Raw genomic sequence first — 23,698 nt, forward strand, 5'->3', positions numbered from 1 at the left:
TGTAAGGCAATTATCTATGCAGAGCTTGCCTTACAGATTTTTTTTTGCTCACTTTTTCAGTGCCATTGGACTAAAGTCTTCACTCAAACAATGGCAACATGGCATAACTTACCCTTCCAAAGCCGCCAAAAGACACAGCAATAAAGCCTCCGTCCACTCGACTACGGCACCGTAAGTATCGCCCGTGTGGCCGCCCAAACGGTGGTTAAACCAGGCTCCGGCAAAAATTCCGATCGCACTTCCCCCCAAAGCCATCCCCACCCCCAACAGCCACCGATCGCCCTCCAAGACAACTTGCACCACGCTCAAACTCAGCAGCAACAGCACTCCTGGGATAAAATCAAAAGGAGAATAAATAGATTCTTTGTGAAAAGCTCCCTTACCCTCTGCCCGGAGATAGGGATAGCGGGCGATCGCCACCAGTTGGGCCCACCTTCCCCAACCGGCGACACCCATCAAAGCCAGCCACCGATAGTTATTTAAGTCCGAGAGAGCGGCAGTTTTCAGCAGCACGATCGCGATCGCAGCCATCGCCCCAAAGGCTCCTGTAACGCTGTCCCGCATGACTTCCAGCCGACGCACAGGGTCGGGTACAGCCAGCCCGTCCGCCGCGTCCATTGCCCCGTCTAGGTGCAGCCCGCCAGTCACGGCGATGCCCAAGACTACCACCAAGGCCGATCGAGTCAGAGCAGGCATTCCCAACAACTGCAACCCAACATCCGCCAGGCCCACCATCCCCCCAATCAAAAGCCCGATCGCCGGTGCCAAGCGGGCAATGCCCCGAAACTCCAAAGTCCAAGACACCGGTACCGGCAAACAAGTATAAAAAGCGACTGCGGCTGCGATGGCAGCGCCTTGATTCCGGAAAAAGTCGATCGTAGAGCGAACCCATTTATCATGCACCATAAGATAGAAAATTTTTCATCTGGTATGCAGTTGTCAATCGATTAGTGTGTGCCAGAATTGGACTGTAACACCCTAGTTTTTTGGATCGAGCATTCCTCCTGTCGCCCGCTCTTTTCCCCGGAAAACCTCTGTCGGCAGCGATCCCAAAGCTCCCTATCTAAAATGACTAAACTCAAGATCCGCGTTTCCCTTCCCAAGAATTCTAGCTAACTCCCTGATGTTCAAGACGGGAAAATACTACAACAGAGGCTTTTACTACATGAGTCACGATCAATTGAATAACAGGGTAGTTGCTCCTTGCATCATCGATACAGGGATTGTCGTCAACAAACGCGATATCAAAAGATTGCTGTTTGATTTAGGACGTGTCCGCTACCTTCACATACAAGATGGCCAGATTTATAGCGAAGGGGAAGGTTATGTGCTCGAAGTCTTCGCCAACCCCCACCGTTCTACCCTGATTGCCAACCATGCGCTTTATTTGAACGTGTATAGTTTTGATTACCTGGAACTGAAACAGTCCCCTGAAGATGGTGCTTATTTTGACCTGATTCAAGATGGACGGCAGTTGCGGTTAATTCCCCTCTCCAATCCTTTGCAAGAGCAATTCGCCCGGAATTTAAATGCTGCAGCTTTGGATGCGGTTGTCGATCAGGTACTCTCAGGCAACTGGGATCTGCAATTGGACGAAGATGATTCCCCCTTTTAATCGTCAGTCATTAGCCATCGGTGGTGAGTTTTTTGTCGCGATGTCATCAACAATAGATTAAATAACACGGACGGCCGAGTAGCGGTTAACGAGCATCGGGGACTAATGACTGAGGACAAGGCGAAATTTTCTTTTAAATGTCAGGCTAATTGCAGCCATACCCAAGCGCGTGCAGGGGTTTTTGCCACTCCCCACGGTGTTGTGGAAACGCCTAAATTTATGCCAGTGGGGACGCTAGCTAATGTCAAAACTTTGACACCCGCACATCTTGAGGCGGCGGGTTCTCAAATGGTTTTGGCAAATACTTATCACTTGCACCTGCAGCCGGGGGAAGCAATTGTCGCTGGCGCCGGCGGATTGCATAAATTTATGGCTTGGCCAGGCCCGATGCTGACGGATTCGGGTGGCTTTCAGGTGTTTAGCTTGAGCCAAATGCGGACTATTTCTGAGAATGGGGTGACTTTTCGCTCTCCCCGCGATGGCCGCATGATTAATTTGACGCCGGAACGATCGATCGAAATTCAGAATGAGTTGGGCGCCGATGTGATTATGGCGTTTGACGAGTGTCCCCCTTACCCCGCTACGCGGGAGGAGGTGGAGGCTGCAACAAATCGCACTTACCGCTGGCTGCAACGCTGCATTCAAGCTCACTCGCGCCCGGATCAAGCTTTGTTCGGAATTGTCCAGGGGGGCGTTTTCCCCGATTTGCGATCGCGCGCGGCGAACCAGTTGGTAGATTTGGATTTACCAGGCTACGCCATCGGCGGCGTTAGTGTCGGGGAATCGGGGGATTTGATCGCAGAGATTGTGAAGGTGACTGCGCCTCTGTTGCCGGCAAATAAACCGCGTTATTTGATGGGGATTGGGACTTATCGGGAAATGGCGCTGGCGGTGGCTAGTGGCGTAGATATGTTTGACTGCGTGATTCCGACTCGGCTGGCCCGCCACGGGACGGCTTTTGTGGGTGGGGAACGCTGGAGTTTGAAAAATGCTCGGTTCCGGGAGGATTTTGCTCCGCTGGATGAGTCTTGCCCTTGTTATACCTGCCAAAAATTCAGTCGGGCTTATTTGGCTCATTTGGCGCGGGCTAACGAAGTGCTGGGGTATACTTTGCTGGCGCTTCACAATGTGACGGAGTTGATTCGCTTTACGGGGAGGATGCGGGAGGCGATTTTAGCCGATAGATTTACTGAAGAGTTTGCCTACTGGCTTGCACCGAGAGTCGATCAATCATGATTGCCTTGGGTAAAGATATGCGACAATTATGAAAATTCTGTTGGATAGGTAGGTTGATTCATGGAAGCTGCATTACTCTTAGCAAAACTGCCCGAAGCTTATTCGATTTTTGAGCCTTTGGTTAATGTTTTGCCGGTCATTCCCGTATTTTTCTTGCTGCTGGCTTTTGTTTGGCAGGCGGCTGTCGGATTTAGATAAGTTTGATTTCATCAAAAGCAGGGGCAATTCACAAATTGCCCCTGCTTTTAGCTATTAAGTTTTGTTTCGTTCTTCTTTCTGCCTTCAGCTACCGCCGATCGCACTTTTGAAAGCCGGTCTTTCTGTGATCCGCTTGATGTAATCTACAACGGCCGGATAAGCACTGAGGTCTAGTTTTAGCATCATGGGAATGTAGGCCAACATTGACCCGACTGCTGCGTCGGCGACGCCAAATTCATCACCCATTAAAAATGGCTGTTTCTCGAAGATTTCATTTAACGGTTTTAACAACTTGGGAGTTTCGCGATCGCGACTTGCTTCTGTAAATATTCCCGGCCCCAGGGTGGCGTTAGCAAACGTGATCCACTGCACGATTTGAGCTTGCTGCTCCAAAGTGTCTGGCATTTTACCATATTTTTGAGCTAAATACAGCAGAATTGCGCCGGATTCCCAAAGTTTAAAATCTCCGTCAACAATTGCCGGTACTTTGCCGATCGGGTTAATTTCGAGATACTCTGGCTGCAAGTGTTCCCCTGCTTGCATATCCAGCATGACGAATTCGTAGGGAACCGCTATTTCTTCTAGATACCACTTGACAATTGAGGCCCGGCTGCGGGCTCCGCCGTAAAGTTTCAGCACGGAATTTTTATCCTTTAACGCAATATTGCTGTTATAGCATTTTTTGGGAATTGGGAATTGGAGTCACCAGAGACTCTGATGTCAATGTTCGACTGATGACTACTGACTACTGACTAATTACTAATTACCTATAACTAATGGCATTTCTGTCAAGTGCAGAAACAAGATTCTGCTGCCAATGAAAATCAAAATTGCTCCTCCCAATATCTCAATTTTATTAGCAAACAAGTTGCCGCACTTGTGCCCGATAAACACCCCTGCAAAGGCTAAAAAGAAAGTAATAAATCCGATCGCAGTCACCGCAGGAGCAATAGAATCTTTCAGGACAGCAAATCCGAGGCCAACTGCGAGGGCATCGATACTCGTCGCCACCGACAGCGTTATTAAAGTCCCCGTATCTAAGGGATTGAACTTTTTCTCGCATTCTTCGCTTTGCAGCGATTCGTAAATCATTCTCCCGCCAATGAAACTCAAAAGCCCAAAAGCGATCCAATGATCGATCGGTGTTATCAAAAAACTAAAACTAAGACCGATGAGCCATCCTATGACGGGCATTAAAGCTTGAAACCCTCCGAAAAATAAGGCGATTTTTAAAGCTTTATTGACCTTCATGTGTTTGATTGCTAAACCGCTCGAAACAGCAACAGCAAAAGCATCTGCTGCTAGTCCCAAGGAAAGTAATATGGTAGTGGCTGCATCCATTTTTGTAAAGTGTTAGGTTTTATAAATAAAGTGTTTCTCTTGACTGTTTTAGTTTACACTAAATTTTGATATAATTGCGTTCTTATCATAATATATTCATTTTTGACTCACATTTATTTCACAATTGGCGAAAGTTGAAAAAATCAGCGCTTAGCTGTATTGTGTAAAAGATTTATTTATCAAGTAGCAGAATTGACTATGCCGCCATCTAGACCCTACCAGCCATTGCTGCTGAGATTACTGCATGGGGTTAACGCTGCGATCGCCCTTTTAGCAATTTTGAGCGCATTTCTGGTTTACAACACCTACGATGGGCGGTTTGGCAAAGTCCCCGTGCCTCAGATTGCAGATATTATCGGGATTCACGGCACTTTTGGCAAGATGTTGCTGTTAGGAATAATGCCGGCTTTTGCATTGTACAGTTTCCACCCAGGTCAAAAACGCTTGGTGCAGCCGGATTCATTTGGGAAACTAACGCAGTTGGGAAAACCGATTTGGTGGTACAGTTTGCACCGGATTGTGAATACGTTGATGTTGCTGGCACTGACTTGGGCGATCGCTTCTGGCAGTATGGTTAAGGAAGAATGGCTGCCGGCTGGGGAATTGACGCAGGTTTGGTATTATTTACACGCTTCTGGTTGGGTGGTATTGATATTTTGTCTGGCAATGCACTTGTTGATGAGTGCGAAGGTGGGGGGTTTGCCACTAATTTTGTCGATGTTTGATGCCGCCTATCGCCAGGAAGATTCGCCGGCGGCTTGGTGGAAGAAAATTCGCTCTTTGGTCGATCGCTCTTAATGTGAAAATGCTTAATTTGAAAATGAACAGAAATATTTTATTAATTGTTGCCGAAGTCTTGGTAATGGCAGGTTGGTTGTTTGCTGTGGTTGCACCTTTATTATTTCCCTAATCTTATCATAGCAATTTAGGTTAACAAATGATCGTTAGGTTTGTAGTGAGGACTTCAGCCCTCCGTTTGATGAGGACTAAAGTCTTGACTGTGAAGCCACATTAAGCTTTTCGCGCCGCTTGTTAGCAAGATTTGCGACGGGTTTCCCTGGTGGCAAAATGCGATATCAAACGATCGGCAATTTTACCCTAAACTCAGCGCCGCCCCCAGTTTGAGATTTAATTTGAGGTTGAACCGGAGATTCAACTGTCAGCCGGCCGCCGTGCAATTCTACAATAATTTTATAGCACACCGACAGCTCCAACCCTGTAAAATTTTTAAAGGATTTAGTATGGCCAAACTGGTCAAATATTCTGGGTTGAATTTCCGGCGGAATTATACAGCCATTGTGGGCGATAGATACAACAATAAACCTGCCTGTATCATCCTCAAAAATATCGGTTTTGATTGTAATAATTTGAGCAGAGTTTTCAATACTTTTAACTGCATCTATAGCATGGCAGATCAGACTCGCGAATACCTGACTCAGTTGAGCGGGATAACACAAAATTGGCGGCAGGTTGTGGTATTCCTTGACTACTAATATTTTTTGCTCCAGTCTGTGAGCCAGCAACAGCAAAATATTGTCGATGCTCTCATTAACGTTGGCGTGTTCTTTGTTGGCTTCGTCAGGAAGTGAAAATTTCCTCAAAGCCAGGACTATCTGGCGAATGCCATCGGCTCCTATTTTCAAAAAATTGAGGATTTGCGGCAACTCTTGGCTGATAAAATCTAGGTCGCAAGTCTCTATTTTTTTGGCAATTCGTGGCACAGGTTGGGGATATTGTTCTCGATAGAGGCGAATTATATGGAGCAAATCTTTGATATAATCGTTTAGATGAATCAGGCGGCCGTAAATAAAGTTAATCGGGTTATTAATTTCCTGGGCAACTTCGGCGGCTAGTTGACCCACCATTGTAATTTTTTCGCTTTGTACTAAATGCTCTTCGGTGATTCTGAGTTTGGCTAATACTTCTTCCAAAAGTTTGAGTTCTTCTTGAATTTGCCCGTGGAGTTGGGATTGGGAAATTGCGATCGCCAGCGAGTCGGCAATTGCTTCCAAAACTTCCACCTCGTCGGGAGTCGCAAACCGCCGGTTTGCACAGGCGAACAGATATCCCAGCCGATGATTCTGAGTTAGTACAGGTACTGCTGCGTAGTGACTATTTGTGAGTTCGATATAGGCGTGTTCCTCAGACGCTGTGGCATCCGGGGCGGCGGTTTTATGCAGCAGTATCGTTTCGCAGCGGTGAAGCCGTGCAGCTAAATCTCCAGAGGGCCCTCCTGCAACACCAAAGATTCCCAAGCGCCCCGGCAAACCTTCCCGGCAATATTCCCAGCCAAATTCTAAAGTATCTTGTCGGGGGTCGTACCATGCGAAAATTGCTCGATCGAGCTTCAGTAAAGTACCGAGTTCGTCTACTGTAGTTTGGAGGATGCGATCGAGGTGCAAGCAAGCGCGAATGCGGCCTGTCAAGCGGTGGAGAAGGCCTTCTGTGCGACTGCGAATGCAATTTAGGGCAAACAGCTTGAGCGCCACAATTGCTGCGAAAATAGCTGCGGCGACAAGTACGCCGGCGGTTACTGCTAGTATCTTGAAAGGAAAAAGTTCTTTTTCGAGATTGTCGCGGGGAATTACGAGGGCGATCGACCATTCAGCTTGTTCTAATGGAAGATAGGCAACATAAACTTTGGTGTCGTTGATTTTAGTCAGCGAAATGCCCGTTTTTTGATAAACCATCTCCCGGGCTACATTCGCCAAATTAGCATCTGCGGACTCTAAAAGAGTCGGAGCCGGCTTGTCGATATTTCCCATTAACCGAGCGTCGGGATGCACAATCGGCACTCCTTGAGAATTGAGAACAAAAGCGTAAGTTCCGGGGGCATATTCCAGCTTTCTTACTACTTGGGCAATGCGGTCAATGCTAATGACGCCGTTCATTACTCCGATCGGCTTTTGTGCTTTTTTATCAAGAGAATTTGCCGAACTTGACCACACCGGAGCCGAAATGGGAACAATACTTTGTCCTTTGAGCGTGCGAGAAATGGTAGGATCGGAAACATAGACTTCCCCAGCCATTGCCTTTTTAAAGTGTTGGCGATCGCTCACATTAATCAACGCTCGGCCCACTTTTGTGGTGAAATAAGAACCGTCGGGAGCAATTAATGCGAAGTGCTGGAATTCTTGCAGTCGATTTACTTGCGATTTTAAATAAGGCGCTGCCACTGACCAATTCATCGAACGAACGGGAGTAGTATTGGCGAGGATTTCGATCTCAGCCTTTCTAGTGCCGAGCCAGCGATCGATATTGTTGGCGCGCTCCCTAACTTCTAACAAAGCATTTCGCTCGCTTTTGGTGATAATCAAGCGACGAACACTTTGATAGCTGATACAACCAGTAATGCTAGCTGCCAGAATTGTGACCCCCAAAATTAAGAGCGCAGTTTGGTACCCAAGATGGTATTCGCCCTTTAATCCCGCTGGCAATAGTCGAGTTAATTTCCACCACTTTACTCTCGCAAAGCTTCGCATGGTTTGACCAATTTGTGAGATTGAAATCCTTAGCTCACCTACGATCTACTCGCCCGCCGGCCAGTAGTATTAAACTACTAGCATTCAATAATCGCGGGGATTTTTTAATTTTTTCCCCCGAGCGGCTCCTATCGTTTCCGGTTGCACTCCTTATGATATAAAGGACACGGCAGTGCCGTTTCCATACCCAGATTAATTGTAGGGACACGGCATTGCCGTGTCGAAAGCGGTGGGTAATATTAATTCCGAGCCTACCGATTTGATATCACTTTGTTAAACAGGAATAATATCATACCACATTTTTGATTACTTAAAAAAATCATCAACTACTTAATTCTTTTTTACAGTCGTTAATAATTGATGTTATTTAGGTGATGTGAGCAGTAGACTTTTTAGGTTGAGATGTTTGGTGTGTGTCTTAATCAATAGTCCATACTGCTTTTATTTCCTACTCTAAAACCTTAGATATTCCGTTGATAGTTAGATTTCCGAATTGTCTTGAAACCCTTATTATACAGTTGGTAATCAAAAACTGTCCCCAGTATTGCTTAATAACGAAATATTAAAAGTTTTTCGCTCATTATTAATGAAGGAAAAACTTGTTAAATCTTTAATTTCTATCTCAACAATCAAAAGTATTTTCGGTGCAGCCGCTGGCTGAGGCACTGTTAAATTGCCCCAGTTGCGGGATTTGTTTAAAGAACCTTGTGAGTGTGTTCGTGCTGTTTCACATTGTCTTCCGTGCGAATGACGCGCTCGGAGTTGAGCACTCTTTTGCGTTCTAAGGAATAAGTAAAGTCGTTGCGAACTGTTCCCAAGGGAATGTGAAGTTGAGCTTGGGGGCGGATTTTGTAAGTGCGGGCAGCAGCGATCGCCCGAAAGCCAAATTCTTCGCTAAACTGAGCTGATGTCGGGAATTCTGGCAACATTTTGGGTGTTTCGCCGTCGAGCACTGCTCCCAAAGTCGTCCCGCAAATCATTAAATAAGATGTGGGAATTCCCTTCAAAATTGCTTCCAAAGCTGCTGAGGGAATAGCTTCGATTACTTGCACTTCAAAAACTTCGCCTTCTTCTTTAATGAAGCAGGTAGCTACACCGACTGCTATGTAGTCGTCGGTACAGAGATCAGGAGCGTTGGGATAAACTGTTGCAGTCGTCATAAGAAAAGCTTGGTAGTGTGGAAACCGGGAACGAGAAATTAAGCGATTTTAGATTTGAGATTTTAGATTTTCTCCAGCGTTTTTTTTGGGGATTTTACCTAAAAAATCTCAAACCGGCTGTTCTAATAGCTAAAATTTTTGGCTTAAGCTCCAAAGAGCCGATCGCACGAGTGTGTCGATCGTACCACATCAAGGTAGATGCCGGATGATTCGGCAAGAATTCCCCGCCGCCACGACGTTTGCGGGAATATCTTTGACCACAACACTGCCTGCGCCGATCGTGCTATTGTCGCCAATAGTGACTCCTGGACAAATAATACTGCCGCCGCCAATCCAAACATTATTGCCAATATTAATTTCAGCGGCGAGTTCTTGGCCAGAAAGCCTTATTTCCGGGTCTGTGGGGTGAAGAGCGGTGTAAATTTGTACGTTGGGCCCACACAGTAAATTTTCGCCAATGTTAACTCGATTGCAGTCGAGAATCACGCAACCAAAATTCATATACAATCCGTTTCCCGCATAAATATTACTGCCGTAGTCGCAGTAGAAAGGTGGCTCGATTTCAACTTTTGGGCCAACTGCACCGAACCATTCTGCGAGAATTTCTAACCGTTTGTCTGGTTCATCTTCGCGGGTAGAATTGTAGGTTCTGGCGAGGCGGCGGGCTCGCTGGCGCTCTAAAATTAATTGCTCATCAGCAGCTAAATACAATTCGCCGGCGAGCATTTTTTCTTTTTCGGTTTTTTCCACAGTTTTTTCCAAGGTAAGAATCGGCGGTTGAAACCGCTACTTCACCAACGAACTTCCTCTCTAAGAGACTGAAGAATTATGTAGGGTGCGTAAGGGCGCACCTTACCGCTATAATTAGCGCGTCAGATCATTTTTTGATGTGGCAGCATACATTTATGGTTCAGGTTTTGACTGCAAACAAACAGCTAAATCCAGATTGGCTAATTGCTCAAAAGCTCGATCGATCGATCCTTTTCCCCGCAAAAAACCAGTATTTGCACCGGGACAAATATACTGTAAAGTTTCCGGTGAAAATCGATCGATAATTGACTTCACGCTGTTAATTTGCCTGGGCCAGTGAAAAGTTTTTGGCGTCCACAGCGGTACTGGGGCGGCTTCTCGGTTGGGGAGCAAGTGCCTACCCGAAAACAGCACTCCACCGCTGCCACTATGATAAAGGCAAGAGGAACCAGGAGAATGACCAGGAGTCCAAAATGCTTTCATTCCATCGCTCACAACAAATTCTCGCTCAAAAACCGTCACCTTCAAACCCGGCAGTAAATAAGCTTCCTGCTCTTGAATCAGGATCTCGCACCCCGTGGCTTGCTGAATCTCCCGCGCCCTGGCGATAGCGCCACGGTGGGTCAAAAACAGCAGTCGCACGCCGCCGTGTTCCCGCAAAAATGTTTGGTTAATCTCATCCCAAGCGGGACAATCCACCAGGATGTTAGTTTGGTTTTCTACAATGAAATAGGCTGTTGCACCCAGGGTATCCCGGTTAGGCGGGAAAGCAAGGATATTGTCGAGCACGGGCCTGGGTTGTTTGGAGACTGAACTCTGTTGTTTCAAGGAAGTATTTCAGAAGGGAATGGGATAAATATTATGTTCTTTTTACTATGGTTGTTCGTATTGGGGCTGATATCGTACTACTTGTTGCAGAACGGCACTAGCCGCATCACCCGAACTCCGGTATGGCTGCTGTGGCTGGTAATGATGGCGCCCGCCCTGATTTGGAGTGGTTGGATTTTAGTTTACGGCACGAGCAAAACTGTACCGCCGGAGTTGGTAATTATACCTTTTCTGGTTTGCCCTTTTTTGTATTGGTTTTTGGTACAGTTGGGGCGCAAGAGAATTACCGCCGAAACTGTTGAGCAGGTAGCAGACTCTGCGACTGAACCTGTAAAGCCAAAACCGCCCGTGCGCCCGATCAATCAAGAAGAAGAAGCGAGTTTGCGCGATTGTTTTCCTTGGTCAATTTACTTTTTGCGAGATTTGGAATTTCGGCCGCAGGCTGTAATTTGTCGCGGACAGTTGCGGACGAACCCCGAGGCTGCTTATCAGGCGATTCGGGAGAATGTGGAGAGGCTTTTTGGCGATCGCTTTTTAGTAGTATTTCAAAACAGCTTGAGCGGTCAACCTTTTTTTGCTATAGTTCCCAATCCCAGCCACCAATCAGGGGAAACTCCTGTCAAAACCGAATCTGTAACCCGGCCATTTTTCGCATTAGCTTTGCTGCTGATCACGGTGTTTACGACTACGCTTGTGGGGGCGCGACTTGCCGGAGTTACTGAACAAGCTTTGCAGTCCAACCCATCAATGTTGCTGCAGGGTTTGTCTTACTCGCTGGCTCTAATTACATTTTTGGGAATTCACGAATTAGGTCACTATTTAGCTGCCAGATTTTACCAAATTCGCACGACTTTGCCTTATTTTATTCCGATTCCTTTTTTCTTGGGAACTTTTGGGGCCTTCATTCAAATACGGAGTCCAATTCCCAACCGCCGAGCTTTATTTGATGTTAGTATTGCCGGGCCCCTGGCGGGTTTAGTTGCGGCAGTGCCATTATTAATTTGGGGTTTGGATCATTCGACTCTTGTACCGCTGTCAGACAAGTCTGGAATGTTAAATTTTGAGTCTTTCAAACCGAATTTTTCGCTGCTGATGACTCTCTTGAGCAAGTTAACCTTGGGCGGTGCTTTGAATGCGGAAACTGCGATCAATTTGCATCCCGTAGCGGTGGCGGGTTATTTAGGTTTGATCGTGACGGCGTTTAATTTGATGCCAGTGGGACAACTCGACGGCGGGCACATCGTACACGCGATGTTCGGCCAGCGAGCGAGTATGGCGATCGGGCAATTTGCTAGACTTTGTATGTTGCTGCTTTCTTTTTTGGAACAGGGTTTGCTGCTGTGGGCGATTATTTTGTTTTTCACGCCACTAAACGACGAACCTGCGCTGAATGATGTTAGCGAATTGGACGACCGGCGGGATTTTTTGGGGCTAATGGCGATCGGGCTTTTGTTAATGATTTTGTTGCCGGCCCCCAGGGTACTCCTGGAATGGTTAAATGTTTAGTCTCAAGAAGGGGGAGGGGAAGGGGAAAGAGGAATAAGGAAAAGGTTTATAAATCCTAGAGACTTTAGCATTTATCAACCCGCTCTTTCTAGAGGTGAGCATGACTCAGCGGCAAAATAGATATTGTTAAAAAATCATCATCAATATTGACAGTGAAACCATAGATGTGTTATTGTTTTTCCTGATTAGGGATAAATTTATCCACTCCAAGTGCTGCCATAAGTGCGATCGGCTAGATTTGCTAGCTAGTAGCTAGGTAAATTGGGAAGTAGATTCAGGGGAATTGGCATTTCAAATTTAATTAAACAGGACTTACGCAAAGCCTCTACATATAGCTTTTTGTAGGGGCAATCCCTCCGTGGTTGCCTCTATCCATAGGACTGTTGCGTCCAGAACTATTGAATTTACCCTAGTCCCCTCGTCTTTGGTATAATGTGCGGGATCATTTAATAAAATTAAAATCGAGCTATGAATATTTTTGTACTTTCTTCACGGGCTTTAGTCTCAAATGTATCCTGGGATCCTGTTTTTGAATTAGAAAATATTGTTGTACGAACCTGTAACGCACAACTTTTGGTACCATCTGCCCGCGAGGTAGTCCAGTGGTCATCCACACTTTATCCGCTAGCTGCTCGAATAGTCCTTAAAGCCGTTAAGTCTACTACAGGTTTATATAATTTACCACTTTTACCTCAATTGTCGGACAAACCAAATGTTTTACTGATGATTGGTCTATCAGGAGGCGATCTGGAACTACTCTCAAGTATACCTAAGTGGAGGGAGCGTTTTGATGTTGTCGTCGCTTATATTTTCGATTCTTGGGCACCGGAAATTTATTCAAAAAATGTCTATCATTTAGATCATTTATTCGTTGCACTTCCAGAAATTATAGATGAACTGAAAAAACGTTTTGGTATACCAGTATCGCTGATCCCTTTTGCTGCTGATGTTCTCGCTCAGGGTTCGTGTCAACTCAAGCGTTCAATAGATTTAACAAGCTTCGGGCGGATACCTTCACACTATGACACTGTGTTTCTAAATAAATTCAATCAACCTGGTTCCGAACAAATTTACTATAAATCTACGCCCAGAACAGCAGAGGAATTTCCGAAATTGCCTTACGAAATGCGTAGAGACGAGCCAGATACTCTGCTGCTATTTCACATTCTCAGACATAGCAAACTCACCTTGGCATTTGACACGCTCTATCCTGGTATGCGTCGGTTTCCTTACTCGTTTATTACACTGCGTTGGTTTTATGGTGCTGCGACTGGCGGTGCGATAGTTGGGAAGCGTCCAACTACACATCTAATGGATGAGTTGATGAATTGGGAAGATGCTACTATTGAGTTGCCCGATGACCCGCACAAAAGTGTTGAATTCATTAATGAACTTTTACAGGACGAGGGGAGGCTTAATTCTATATACAAACGCAACTATGTTGAAAGTTTAGCCCGTCACGATTGGAGACATCGGATTCAAAGTATGCTGGAAGCTGTGAAAATTCCTCTACCGCAGGGACTGCGGCAAGAACTGTCACAGATGAAGATGATTCATGAAAAAATGGTCAGCCGATTTTAGATTTTAGATTTGGGATTTGGGATGGGATAATTACTCCTGTCCTGAGTCTGCGAAGGAATGAATCTGGGGGGCCCGGGACTAAATTGCTTGATTGCCATGCCCGATCTGATTGTAGAGAAATAAAAGTGATAGATTTGAAGGGGATTCCGATCGACTTTGCCGTCGATTTATTTACCGCCCTAATTGGCAATACTTTGTTCGCGCTTGAAAGCGGAACGGAGTAGAGACGACTTAGTTTTTTCTATTCAGGACTTACGCACCACCACTAGATATAGCGTACCGGGTTGAGAAATACCCATTGGATAGAGCGATAATATAAAATTAACTATCTTGAGTTTTACATGAGAAATTTCAATTCTAAGAGAGGTAGAGTCAATAGATTTTTTAGAGAAATTATTTTATAGTGGAGGCATAAAAAAGGGGTAAGCTGTATGGGATTTACCACGCTAGACTATTGCCAATATTTACGCTCGCAGTCAGGTTAATTATACAATTACCAATCTAGCTGACCACTTAAAAAAGTGCAGCCATTATACGATAAATCGTTATTTAAGGAGGGAAAAATTAACTCCTCACCTAATCTGGGAAAATGTAAAAAACCTTTGTCTTGATATCTGAAAAAGCTGCCGTAATTTTTGATGATACAGTTTTAGATAAAAGTTCTTCTAAAGAAATCGAAATTTCTCGTCGCCAATATAGTGGTAATGAACATCGAGTTATCGAGGGCATTGGGCTAGTTAACTGTGTATATGTTAATCGAGAAACTCAGGAGTTTTGGATAATTGATTACCGGATTTACGCTCCAGAATCGGATGGAAAGTCTAAGCTGGATCATGTTAAGGATCTGCTGAATAATTTAAAATATCATAAAGAAATTCCCTTTAGCACGGTCTTAATGGATGCTTGGTATGCCACCTCAGATTTAATGAAATTCATAGACGAACTAGGAAAAATATACTATTGTCCGCTTAAAAAAAATCGGCTGGTAGATGATACTGATGGAGTCAACCCTTATCAAAGGATAGAAAATCTAAGTTGGAGTAAAGAAGAATAAAAAAGCGGGAAATTAATCAAAATTAAAAAATCTCCTCAAAATAAAAAAGTGAAATTATTCCGGGTAGAGGTTTCTACCGACCGCACGGACTTTATTGCCACAAACGATAAAGCTCAAGATTCTACTGAGGTTGTACAAAAAGAGTGTGGCCTGAGATGGAAGGTTGAGGAGTTTCATCGAGAAATTAAACAGTTAACGGGAATTGACAAGTGTCAATGTCGAAAAGCTCGCATTCAAAGAAATCATATTAGCTGTGCTATTTTAGTCTGGGTAAGGTTGAAGCATTTAGCGCGGCAAACTCACCAGACTGTTTATCAAATTAAGTACAACTTAGTCGGTAATTATTTAACCGAAGAACTTCGCAATCCTTCGATTGCTATGACTTTAGTTTAAGTGGCTTTCAAGACAGCATATCGTATTTTTAGTCAGTTAGGGTCCAGATTGTTTTGGATTATAGCAGGCGGGGCAATCACCCTTTAGCGGCTTGTAGTTTAGGAGCCTCATAAACGCTATATATGGTGTTTATGCGTAAGTCATGAGCATAATTAAAATTTTCAAATAAGCTATTTTTGGGGAGTTGAGAATCCACAAAATGGACTGCTTATAGGGCGTAATACCGACAAGAGAAGTTGCGAGTTATTGGTTGTTCGCTAAATTCAGCGATTTCGGCGCCGAAATAGCTGAATAAAAGGTCAGAATTTAGAATTTTAGAATACTTTAAGTTTTGAAAAAAATCAATTATGAATGCTTTTTTCATCATGAATTTATCATTTCACTAATAAATTATAAACTGTCATGAGTGGCGAAATAAATTAAGGTTAATAGCAAAAATCACAACTATGTGCGCCGGCTTTTGGTAGGAAAGTTAATTAATGGTAACAATACTTTGGTACGATATAGTCTGGCAGCTAAAGTCCAACATCTTAAATCTAAAATCCCGAATCGACATGAGCCAGCATTCAGACCGCATTGCCCCTCACGGCGGCATCCTGGTCAACCGCATTGCCACACTAGACCAAAGACAAGAATTTTTCGACAAAGCAGAGTCCCTGCCGCGAGTCCAGCTTTCAGATCGATCGATCTCCGACCTGCAAATGATCGCCATCGGCGCCCTGAGTCCCCTCAAAGGGTTCATGAACGAAGCTGATTATCGATCGGTCGTTAAACAAATGCGCCTCTCCAACGGCCTCCCTTGGTCGGTTCCCATCACCCTCTCGGTAACAGAAGAAGTCGCCGCCCCCCTGAAAGCAGGAACTTTAGTGCGCCTCGACTCACCGGCGGGCAAATTTGTCGGGCTCTTGGAACTTGCAGAAAAATATCACTACAGTAAAGAAGAAGAAGCCGTCAACGTCTACCGCACCGACGACCTCAAACACCCGGGTGTCCAGGTAGTAGACAAATCCGGACCTGTTAACCTTGCAGGCGACATTTGGCTGCTGGAACGCGAACTAGATGTCCGTTTTCCCCAATACCAAATTGACCCAGCGAAATCGAGAATGCTGTTCACAGAAAAAGGATGGAAAACCATAGTCGGTTTCCAAACCCGAAACCCCATCCACCGGGCACACGAATACATTCAAAAATGCGCCTTAGAAACAGTAGACGGCTTGTTTCTGCACCCGCTAGTCGGGACGACTAAGGATGACGACATCGCCGCTGACGTGCGGATGCGCTGCTACGAAATTCTGCTAGAAAAATATTATCCAAAAGATCGCGTAATTTTGGCAATTAATCCGGCGGCGATGCGCTACGCCGGGCCGCGAGAAGCAATTTTTCATGCTTTAATCCGCAAAAACTACGGCTGCACTCACTTTATCGTGGGGCGCGATCACGCGGGAGTTGGCGATTATTACGGCACTTACGATGCCCAACATATTTTTGATGAATTTGAGCCGGGAGAATTGGGAATTGTGCCGATGAAATTCGAGCACGCTTTCTATTGCACGCTGACGGAACAAATGGCTACAACTAAAACAAGTCCCAGCACTCCCGAACAACGGGTGCATTTGTCTGGAACCAAAGTTCGGGAAATGCTGCGCGCTGGTAAATTGCCGCCGCCGCAGTTTTCCCGGCCGGAAGTCGCCGCAGAATTAGCCAAGGCAATGAATATTTTCAATTACGAGATTTAAATCTGGAACATTGGTCGGGGCTAGATTCTGAAGAGTGTTAAATTTTGAGTTTTGAGTTTTGAGTTTTAAATGTGAAATTTTCAATTTAAAGCTCAAAAGTTAAAACTTAAAAACTCCCTTAATACTAAACACTCACAATCTAATTAATTCCCCTAAAAATATTGAGGGGAATTTAACTTAAAATTCAAAACTTAAAATTCAAAACTATTTAAAAATGGGACTCAAGCGGCGGGAATTTTTGCAGCAAGCTGGCCGGGTGCTGGCCGCCATTGGAATCAGCGAGACCCTGTGGCTGCCGTTGGGCGATCGCTACCTCCAAGCCTTAGCGCAGCCGACAGCCAGGAAATTGGCTTTGTTGGTTGGGGTTGACAAATATCCAGATTCGCCCCTGCACGGGTGCGTCACGGATGTGGAATTGCAGCGCGAACTGCTGATATATCGGTTTGGGTTTGTGCCGTCGGACATTTTGACTTTGACTGACGCTAAAGCTACGAGGGAGAATATCGAGACGGCTTTTGTCACTCACTTGACTCAACAAGCAAAACCCGGTGACGTGGTAGTTTTTCACTTTAGTGGCTGCGGTAGTCAAGTCAGTTTGGGCGAGTCTCCCGGAAAAATGCAAAACAGTTTGGTGCCGGCGGATGATGTTTTGCCGTTGTTAGCAAACCGGGCGGTGAACGATATTTTAGAGGAAACGCTGTTGCTGTTGATGCGATCGCTCGCCACAGAAAATGCGATCGCCATCCTCGACACCAGCTACACCTATCCGGGTTTCCCCAAAAACGGCAACTTTCGCATTCGCTCCCGCCCCCGCCCCACCATCGGCGAGCCTAGCCTCGCAGAATTAACGTTTGCCCAAGACCTCGGCTCCCGCCCAAATCTCCGTCCGGACGCCGCCGTACTTGCCGCGGGCGCGAATTCCGCACTCGCCGCCGAACAAGAGTGGAACGGATTTACCGCAGGTTTATTTACCTACGCCCTCACCCAAACTTTGTGGTGGGCAACTCCCGCTAGCAGCTTCAGCGTCAGTTTCAGTCGGGCGGCGGGTAATGTCGAGCAAATGGCGGGGTTATCGCAGCAACCGCAAATTCTCAATCACGATTTAACAACCGCGCCGGCGGTGAATTTTTCAAATTTAATCTTGAATTCCCCTGCATCTGACGGTGCTGTGACGGCGGTGGAAGAGGGGGGCAAAACTGTGCAGTTGTGGCTGGGCGGGTTGTCGCCGGGGGTTTTGGAGTGCTCAGGGGGTTCTGTGTTTGCAGTGGATTCCTCCGAGGGCGCGAAGCTTTTGCTGCGGGGACGCACGGGCCTCTCTGCTAAAGCCCAAGTTGTAGACGGGTTCGATCGAACTTTCGGCGAATTAACAGTCGGCGAAGTGGTGAGGGAAGAAATTCGGGTATTGCCGCGAAACATCGGTTTGACAGTAGCTTTGGACTCGGGTTTGGAACGCATCGAGCGGGTAGACGCTACCAGCGCCTTTGCGACTGTGCCGCAAGTTTCGGCGGTGGGGAGCGAGCAATCGGCTGACTGTCGGTTCGGCAGAGTCCCGGAAACAACTTTAGCCGAAACAGTCTCGCCTCACGAGCCTGCTTTGCCTCAAAGCCGTTACGGTTTGTTTTCTTTGGCTCAAACGCTGATTCCCGATACTCAGGGCGACGGGGGAGAAGCAGTCAAGGTGGCGGTGCAGCGCTTGACTCCGCAGTTGAAAGCGCTGCAGGCGGCGAAGTTGCTGCGGCTGACAGTTAATGAGGGGTCTTCGCGCCTGAAGGTGCGGGCGGTTCTGGCAACTCTCGCACCGCAAGCGCGGGCTGTGGCGCAGCGAGAGCCGGTGCGGGCCGGCGGTGATTATCGGCTGGAACCGCTGAGCGGGGAAAGTGAGAAATCCGCAAGCGCTCATATACTAAGTTTGCCAGAGGGCAGCCGAGTTCGGTACAGATTGTATAACGACAGCGATCGCCCGGTTTATTTTGCGGTGTTTGGCTCGGACAGCGCGGGACGGCTGTCAGTGCTCGGCACTGAGGGCAAAGAATCTGTGGGGGGAATGTCGCGGGCGATCGCTCCTGGGGAGAATTTGACCGTGCCGGCGGCTGGGGCGATCGGGTGGGCGGTATCTGGGCCGATCGGACTTGCAGAAATTATGATTATATTTAGTGAGAGTCCCTTGGCTCAAACTCTGGCTGCAATAGAAGCCGAAACGCAGCAAACGAGGGATGCCCTGCCAATTCGAGTGTTGTTGAATCCTTTAAATGTGGCGCGGGCGGTACTCGAAGATTTGCACGCCGCTAGCATTCCAGGGGTGCAGAAAGTGGGGATATCGACGGATGATTTGGCTTTGGATGTGAATGTTTGGGCAACGCTGGGTTTTGTTTATCGGGTAGTTTAATTGAAAAATGGGGACTTGGGAATGTTTTCTATAACCTCTAATCCGAATCTATCCGAGTACGAAATCGATATTCACTTCCAAATCAGGAAAGGCGAGCGACGCAACTTGTTGACCCCGCCAAAATTTTTGGATTAAACTGTAACCATTAGGAGTCGGCTGGCGGTAAACTTCTAAACATTGTGCCTCTATATCTACTAGCCAGACTTCAGGAATGAGCGATTGAGCGTAAATAAGAACTTTCACATCTCGATCGTAATCAACCGTGCTATCCGATACTTCTACCAACAGCAAAACTTCTGACGCTACTGGATGTGCTGTTGAATAGTAATCAGCCCGGGGTTTCAGCAATACTACATCAGGTTGAGGTTCGGTGCGCTCGTTCAACTGGATGGGGTTTTGCACATCCAGAAAAGCCCGGTTACTGGGAATTTCGCTGAAAAGTCCGATGAAGCGTCTCACACAGGAAGCATGACGAGTTCCAATTGCTGCCATTTGGATAAGTTCTCCTTCTATCAGTTCTACCCGATCGCCCTCGGAAAGAATACCAGCTTTGCCCATTAAATGATATTCTTCTACGGTCAACAACCTTTTGAGTAATTGCACTGCCATAACCCACCGCGCTGCTAATTATTTTTTAAATTGTAGTCGATCGGCCAAGGAAGAAGTTATGGTCATGAGTAGTTGGTAATGTCAACAGTCAACCGTCGTACAGCAAACAGTCAACTGTCAACAGTCAACCGTCAACAGACTGATAAAGCTTTTCTACCATTTGAGCCAAGCGTTTCATGGCAGTTTCAATCTCATCATTTGTTGCCGTCAAACTAATGCGTAAACACTCATGTTTGTGCTGCCAATCTTCCCGCAAACCGGGGAAGAAAGAACTTCCTGGCACGACAATTACACCCACTTTCTTCAACTCTTGATACAGTTCCCAATCAGTCATTGGCAAATCTTTCAGCCACAACCACGCGAAAATAGCTCCTTCGCCCCGGTGCAAAAACCACGGCAAATCCTTCGGCATTGCTTGTTCTAGAGTGCTTTCTACGATCGCAAATTTGCTTTGATAGTACGGCCGAATTACGTTGATGGAGATGTCGGCAAGAGCGCCGGACGTAATGGCACGAGTTGCGATCGCCTGTCCGTATCTTGGCGAATGAATGCACATATTGGTCTGAAAACATTCTAATATTTGAATGAGTTTTTCATCGCCGATCGCAATTCCGATTCTTTCACCCGGCAATCCGGCTTTCGACAAACTCATACAGTGCACGATATTGCCGCCAAAAATCGGCGTCATTTCGGTAAAGTTCAAGGACGGGAACGGAGGGCCGTAGGCGGAATCAACGAACACCGGCACGTCGAAAGCGGCCGCTAAATCGGCAATTTTCTTAACTTCGTCGTCGGTGAGAACGTTGCCGGTGGGGTTGCAGGGACGGGAAAAAATGACGCAACCGGTGCTTTGGTCGATCGACAGTTGGCTGAAATCCGGGCGGTATTTGAACCTGTGGGCGGCTGCATCAATATCGAGGGTGGGTTTGCAAGCGACTACCGCTTCGGGAATCAAGCTAACGCCGCCGTAACCCGTGTAGTCTGGGCTCAGCGGTAGGACGATATTTTTAAGCTGTTTGCTGGTAGTGTAGCCACCGAAAGCGTTGGCTGCGTAGAAATAGATCGATTGACTTCCGGGAGTAATGAGGATATTGCGATCGGTCAAATTCAGTCCGTAACGCTGGTTAAAATCCGCCAATACCGCATCGATAAACGGCTGATAACCTTGACTGGAACCGTAGCGACAAACCACCTCGCCGTATTCCGGGCTCGCCAAAAGTTCAGCAGTGCAGTCGCGCCACAACTGCTCGACTTCCGGCAAAATCACCGGATTTCCGGCGCTCAAATTGATAAACTCCTGCCCGCTGCCGGCTCTGAGTGTTTCAATAATATCTTTCATAATTGCCCGAACTCCCGTGAGGTGGGACATCTGAGCGCCAAATTGAGTCAGGGCAGGGTTCATAGCAAATGCAGCGACAATGATAGAAGTTTACAGTTTACCCATGATAACTCCAGTCGCAGGCGTTAGCCTAGCTTGTCTGAGGCATGGGTTGTCGATCGAGCATCTGATTAATTCTATAAACTCGATCGCACTGCATTTTGTTTTTCCCCTGTGCGCGCGCCGGAGTATAAGATTGTGGCCAGTTGTGGAGTTCTATCGATCAATCGAACAGTGTTTTTTGCCTAAAATTTAGCGAACGGAACAGCAATCTCTAATTCAAGAGTTGTGGTAAGATTTCACGCCGTCGCGCCCGATGAATTGCCGACACTTGACAACAACCATTGGGAGAATCTAAAATTAGCCGTAGAACCCGATCGCAACAGAATTTTATGGGGTCCTGTTACTGCTATAATTACAGGTTTAATCCAGCCTCAAGAATCAGATTTGTTGCTAGCTCATTTTCATGATTCGCGGTTTGCTGACAGCGGTGCATTTTATCATCAATCCGACTAAAGCCAAGATAGGTCGTAACGTCACCCTTTGAGTGGCGTTACATAACAAATACATAAATCCCAACCAAAATTAACCGCCGTAAACCTCAACACAACAATGACACACTTTCCACTTATAGAATACGAGCAACTTACAGATCCTAAAGCCAAAGCAGTGTACGAAGAAATCTTGACAGACTTGGGTTTTGGCATCGTCCCCAACCTGTTCAAGTCAATGGCAATCAACCCTGAGATATTAGAAGCAAATTGGAAAAAATTCCGGGGAACAATCCTGCAAGGAGACTTACCCCGCACGCTTAAAGAAATGGTCGGCGTCGCTATTTCCCAATCAAATAATAGCGAGTACGCTCTCCAAGTTCACCTGCACGGATTGTCAGCCTTGGGGATGAGCGAAGAACTACTGCGAACCCTAGTTTCTGACTTTGCCAACTGCCCTTTGCCAAAACGTGATAAAGCCGTAATTACCTTTGGCTTGCTGGCTGCTACAAAACCGCTGGAAATGACAGAAAGTGATTACCAAAACCTGCGGGATTTAGGACTTGATGATTCAGAAATCTTTGAGATTATTGCGACAGCCGACTTGTTTAGCTTTGTCAACCGATACACTGATGCAATAGCCCTCGAAATAGATGCTTTGTAATCTATATTTTATACCCCTATTATGGGCGAGCGGCTAGAAGATCTAGATCGAGAAGAACTTCTGCTGACAGCCCGCCGTTTGTTAGCAGAAGCTCAAGCGCTTTCCATTCGCATTTCCGCTGTCAACGAAGTTGCCACTGCCATTAACCGCACCCTGGATCTCAACCAGATTTTGCGGGTACTAGGCAAGCAAGCCAAATGGTTGCTAGACTTTGAACACTGTAGCGTTTGCCTGCACAGCACTAACACTTGCATGACCTTATTTGGCAGGCATATCCCTGTAGATATTGCAGCCCTCCCAGAGGGCGGCCCTATTCACAAGGCTTTCACAACACGTCAACCTCAATTAATTCAAGAAGCGGGTGCTACTGCTATTTTATCCCCCTACGCTTCGCAAATTATTCTTCCTTTGGAAAGCGAAGGTAAGGTTTTAGGGACAATTAATTTTGCCACAACCAAGTCGAGAGCTTACACTCAAGAAGACTTGCGGATTGGCTATCTTTTGGCTTTACAACTATCCTCAGCCATCCGCAATGCTGAACGTTTTAAAGAGATAAATAGGCTCTATTCCGATCTCGATGCCGAAAAGCACAAATCCGATCAGCTACTGTTGAACGTGCTGCCGGTTGAAATTGCCGAGGAACTCAAAAATAACGGCAAAGTGGAACCACTTTATTATGATAACGTATCGGTTTTATTTACTGACTTTAAAGGCTTTACTCAGTTATCTGAAAAAATGACTCCGCGAGAGTTGGTTGACGAACTAGATTATTGTTTTTCTTATTTCGATCGGGTGATGGATAAATATTCTATGGAAAAATTGAAGACTATTGGCGACAGCTATATGTGCGCTGCAGGAATTCCTACGCCTCGCCCAACACACGCATTTGACGCTGTACTTGCTGCCATAGAAATTCGACAGTTCATGGATTTGCGAAAAATACAGAAAGCTCACCAAAATATCCCTTATTGGGATATCCGCATTGGCATTCATTCAGGCCCAATACTTGCTGGGGTAATTGGCCATAAAAAGTTTTCCTATGATGTCTGGGGAGATACAGTTAATACTGCATCTCGGATGGAATCTTCCGGCGTACCTGGAAATATCAATATCTCTCATGCAACCTTTGAATTAGTTAGAGATTTTTTTGAATGCGAATACCGAGGAAAAATTTATGCTAAAAATAAGGGCGAATTGGATATGTATTTGGTTCGCTATCTTAAATAAATTTGGGAGTGGCTCATTGCTAAGGGAGGATGGCTAAGGGAGCCGTTATTTTATTTTATACTT

At 46.1% G+C, this 23,698-nt stretch carries 20 protein-coding genes and 1 pseudogene; 12 read left to right on the forward strand and 9 right to left on the reverse strand.

Annotation, left to right across the window (positions count from 1 at the left end; all coding sequences use genetic code 11):
- Positions 1 to 108: 108 nt before the first annotated feature.
- On the reverse strand, positions 109 to 906 hold the full coding sequence (cobS, locus tag QUA25_RS05605) for an adenosylcobinamide-GDP ribazoletransferase (protein WP_333036231.1): 798 nt from the start codon (positions 904 to 906) through the stop codon (positions 109 to 111).
- A gap of 259 nt (positions 907 to 1,165) precedes the next feature.
- On the opposite strand from cobS, the gene QUA25_RS05610 reads away from it, so the two are divergent.
- The 3 genes from QUA25_RS05610 (at position 1,166) to QUA25_RS05620 (ending at position 3,049) form a co-directional block, all read left to right on the forward strand.
- Positions 1,166 to 1,615, forward strand: coding sequence for a hypothetical protein (locus QUA25_RS05610; protein WP_333036232.1), 450 nt, complete (start codon positions 1,166 to 1,168; stop codon positions 1,613 to 1,615).
- 105 nt (positions 1,616 to 1,720) lie between these two features.
- Positions 1,721 to 2,851 (forward strand): tRNA guanosine(34) transglycosylase Tgt, encoded by a 1,131-nt coding sequence (gene tgt / locus QUA25_RS05615; protein WP_333036234.1) that lies wholly within the window; start codon positions 1,721 to 1,723, stop codon positions 2,849 to 2,851.
- A 60-nt stretch (positions 2,852 to 2,911) separates the two neighbouring features.
- Positions 2,912 to 3,049 carry a photosystem II reaction center protein K gene (locus QUA25_RS05620; protein WP_006634808.1) on the forward strand — a complete coding sequence of 46 codons (138 nt, stop codon included), beginning with the start codon at positions 2,912 to 2,914 and terminating at the stop codon, positions 3,047 to 3,049.
- Positions 3,050 to 3,133: 84 nt separating this feature from the next.
- Here QUA25_RS05620 and QUA25_RS05625 read toward each other — a convergent pair whose 3' ends face one another.
- Positions 3,134 to 3,688: a glutathione S-transferase family protein gene (locus tag QUA25_RS05625; protein WP_333036236.1), complete on the reverse strand. Its 555-nt coding sequence runs from the start codon at positions 3,686 to 3,688 to the stop codon at positions 3,134 to 3,136.
- A 120-nt stretch (positions 3,689 to 3,808) separates the two neighbouring features.
- Positions 3,809 to 4,390 (reverse strand): manganese efflux pump MntP family protein, encoded by a 582-nt coding sequence (locus tag QUA25_RS05630; protein WP_333036238.1) that lies wholly within the window; start codon positions 4,388 to 4,390, stop codon positions 3,809 to 3,811.
- Between the two features lie 198 nt (positions 4,391 to 4,588).
- On the opposite strand from QUA25_RS05630, the gene QUA25_RS05635 reads away from it, so the two are divergent.
- Positions 4,589 to 5,188, forward strand: coding sequence for a cytochrome b/b6 domain-containing protein (locus QUA25_RS05635; RefSeq protein WP_333036240.1), 600 nt, complete (start codon positions 4,589 to 4,591; stop codon positions 5,186 to 5,188).
- Between the two features lie 278 nt (positions 5,189 to 5,466).
- Here the strand turns inward: QUA25_RS05635 and QUA25_RS05640 are convergent, their stop codons facing one another.
- From QUA25_RS05640 to QUA25_RS05655, 4 genes are all read right to left on the reverse strand, one after another.
- Complete coding sequence (locus QUA25_RS05640; protein WP_333036241.1) at positions 5,467 to 7,770, reverse strand: cache domain-containing protein; 2,304 nt, start codon at positions 7,768 to 7,770, stop codon at positions 5,467 to 5,469.
- Between the two features lie 797 nt (positions 7,771 to 8,567).
- Complete coding sequence (locus tag QUA25_RS05645) at positions 8,568 to 9,032, reverse strand: hypothetical protein (RefSeq protein ID WP_333036242.1); 465 nt, start codon at positions 9,030 to 9,032, stop codon at positions 8,568 to 8,570.
- Between the two features lie 189 nt (positions 9,033 to 9,221).
- Positions 9,222 to 9,782, reverse strand: coding sequence for a sugar O-acetyltransferase (locus QUA25_RS05650; RefSeq protein ID WP_333036243.1), 561 nt, complete (start codon positions 9,780 to 9,782; stop codon positions 9,222 to 9,224).
- A gap of 153 nt (positions 9,783 to 9,935) precedes the next feature.
- Positions 9,936 to 10,610, reverse strand: a complete 675-nt coding sequence (locus QUA25_RS05655) for an MBL fold metallo-hydrolase (RefSeq protein WP_333036245.1) — start codon at positions 10,608 to 10,610, stop codon at positions 9,936 to 9,938.
- Between the two features lie 33 nt (positions 10,611 to 10,643).
- On the opposite strand from QUA25_RS05655, the gene QUA25_RS05660 reads away from it, so the two are divergent.
- The 5 genes and pseudogenes from QUA25_RS05660 to QUA25_RS05680 all read left to right on the forward strand — a co-directional run bounded on the left by QUA25_RS05660 (position 10,644) and on the right by QUA25_RS05680 (position 19,266).
- On the forward strand, positions 10,644 to 12,116 hold the full coding sequence (locus QUA25_RS05660; RefSeq protein ID WP_333036247.1) for a site-2 protease family protein: 1,473 nt from the start codon (positions 10,644 to 10,646) through the stop codon (positions 12,114 to 12,116).
- Between the two features lie 468 nt (positions 12,117 to 12,584).
- Positions 12,585 to 13,697 carry a glycosyltransferase gene (locus QUA25_RS05665; protein WP_333036248.1) on the forward strand — a complete coding sequence of 371 codons (1,113 nt, stop codon included), beginning with the start codon at positions 12,585 to 12,587 and terminating at the stop codon, positions 13,695 to 13,697.
- A 431-nt stretch (positions 13,698 to 14,128) separates the two neighbouring features.
- Positions 14,129 to 15,144 (forward strand): annotated as a pseudogene (locus QUA25_RS05670) (IS701 family transposase).
- Positions 15,145 to 15,698: 554 nt separating this feature from the next.
- Entirely contained in the window at positions 15,699 to 16,880 is a 1,182-nt protein-coding gene (gene sat / locus QUA25_RS05675) for a sulfate adenylyltransferase (protein ID WP_333036400.1), read from the forward strand.
- A gap of 214 nt (positions 16,881 to 17,094) precedes the next feature.
- Entirely contained in the window at positions 17,095 to 19,266 is a 2,172-nt protein-coding gene (locus QUA25_RS05680; protein WP_333036250.1) for a caspase family protein, read from the forward strand.
- A gap of 48 nt (positions 19,267 to 19,314) precedes the next feature.
- Here QUA25_RS05680 and QUA25_RS05685 read toward each other — a convergent pair whose 3' ends face one another.
- Entirely contained in the window at positions 19,315 to 19,875 is a 561-nt protein-coding gene (locus QUA25_RS05685; RefSeq protein WP_333036252.1) for a Uma2 family endonuclease, read from the reverse strand.
- Positions 19,876 to 19,999: 124 nt separating this feature from the next.
- Positions 20,000 to 21,277 carry a valine--pyruvate transaminase gene (locus QUA25_RS05690; RefSeq protein WP_333036253.1) on the reverse strand — a complete coding sequence of 426 codons (1,278 nt, stop codon included), beginning with the start codon at positions 21,275 to 21,277 and terminating at the stop codon, positions 20,000 to 20,002.
- Positions 21,278 to 21,541: 264 nt separating this feature from the next.
- Here QUA25_RS05690 and QUA25_RS05695 point away from each other — a divergent pair, with 264 nt between their 5' ends.
- The 3 genes from QUA25_RS05695 (at position 21,542) to QUA25_RS05705 (ending at position 23,635) form a co-directional block, all read left to right on the forward strand.
- Entirely contained in the window at positions 21,542 to 21,769 is a 228-nt protein-coding gene (locus QUA25_RS05695) for a hypothetical protein (RefSeq protein WP_333036255.1), read from the forward strand.
- A 96-nt stretch (positions 21,770 to 21,865) separates the two neighbouring features.
- Complete coding sequence (locus QUA25_RS05700) at positions 21,866 to 22,408, forward strand: peroxidase-related enzyme (RefSeq protein WP_333036257.1); 543 nt, start codon at positions 21,866 to 21,868, stop codon at positions 22,406 to 22,408.
- Between the two features lie 21 nt (positions 22,409 to 22,429).
- Positions 22,430 to 23,635, forward strand: a complete 1,206-nt coding sequence (locus QUA25_RS05705) for an adenylate/guanylate cyclase domain-containing protein (RefSeq protein ID WP_333036259.1) — start codon at positions 22,430 to 22,432, stop codon at positions 23,633 to 23,635.
- The last annotated feature ends 63 nt before the right edge of the window (positions 23,636 to 23,698 follow it).

This window comes from Microcoleus sp. Pol17C6, assembly GCF_036701145.1.
Lineage (GTDB): Bacteria > Cyanobacteriota > Cyanobacteriia > Cyanobacteriales > Microcoleaceae > Microcoleus.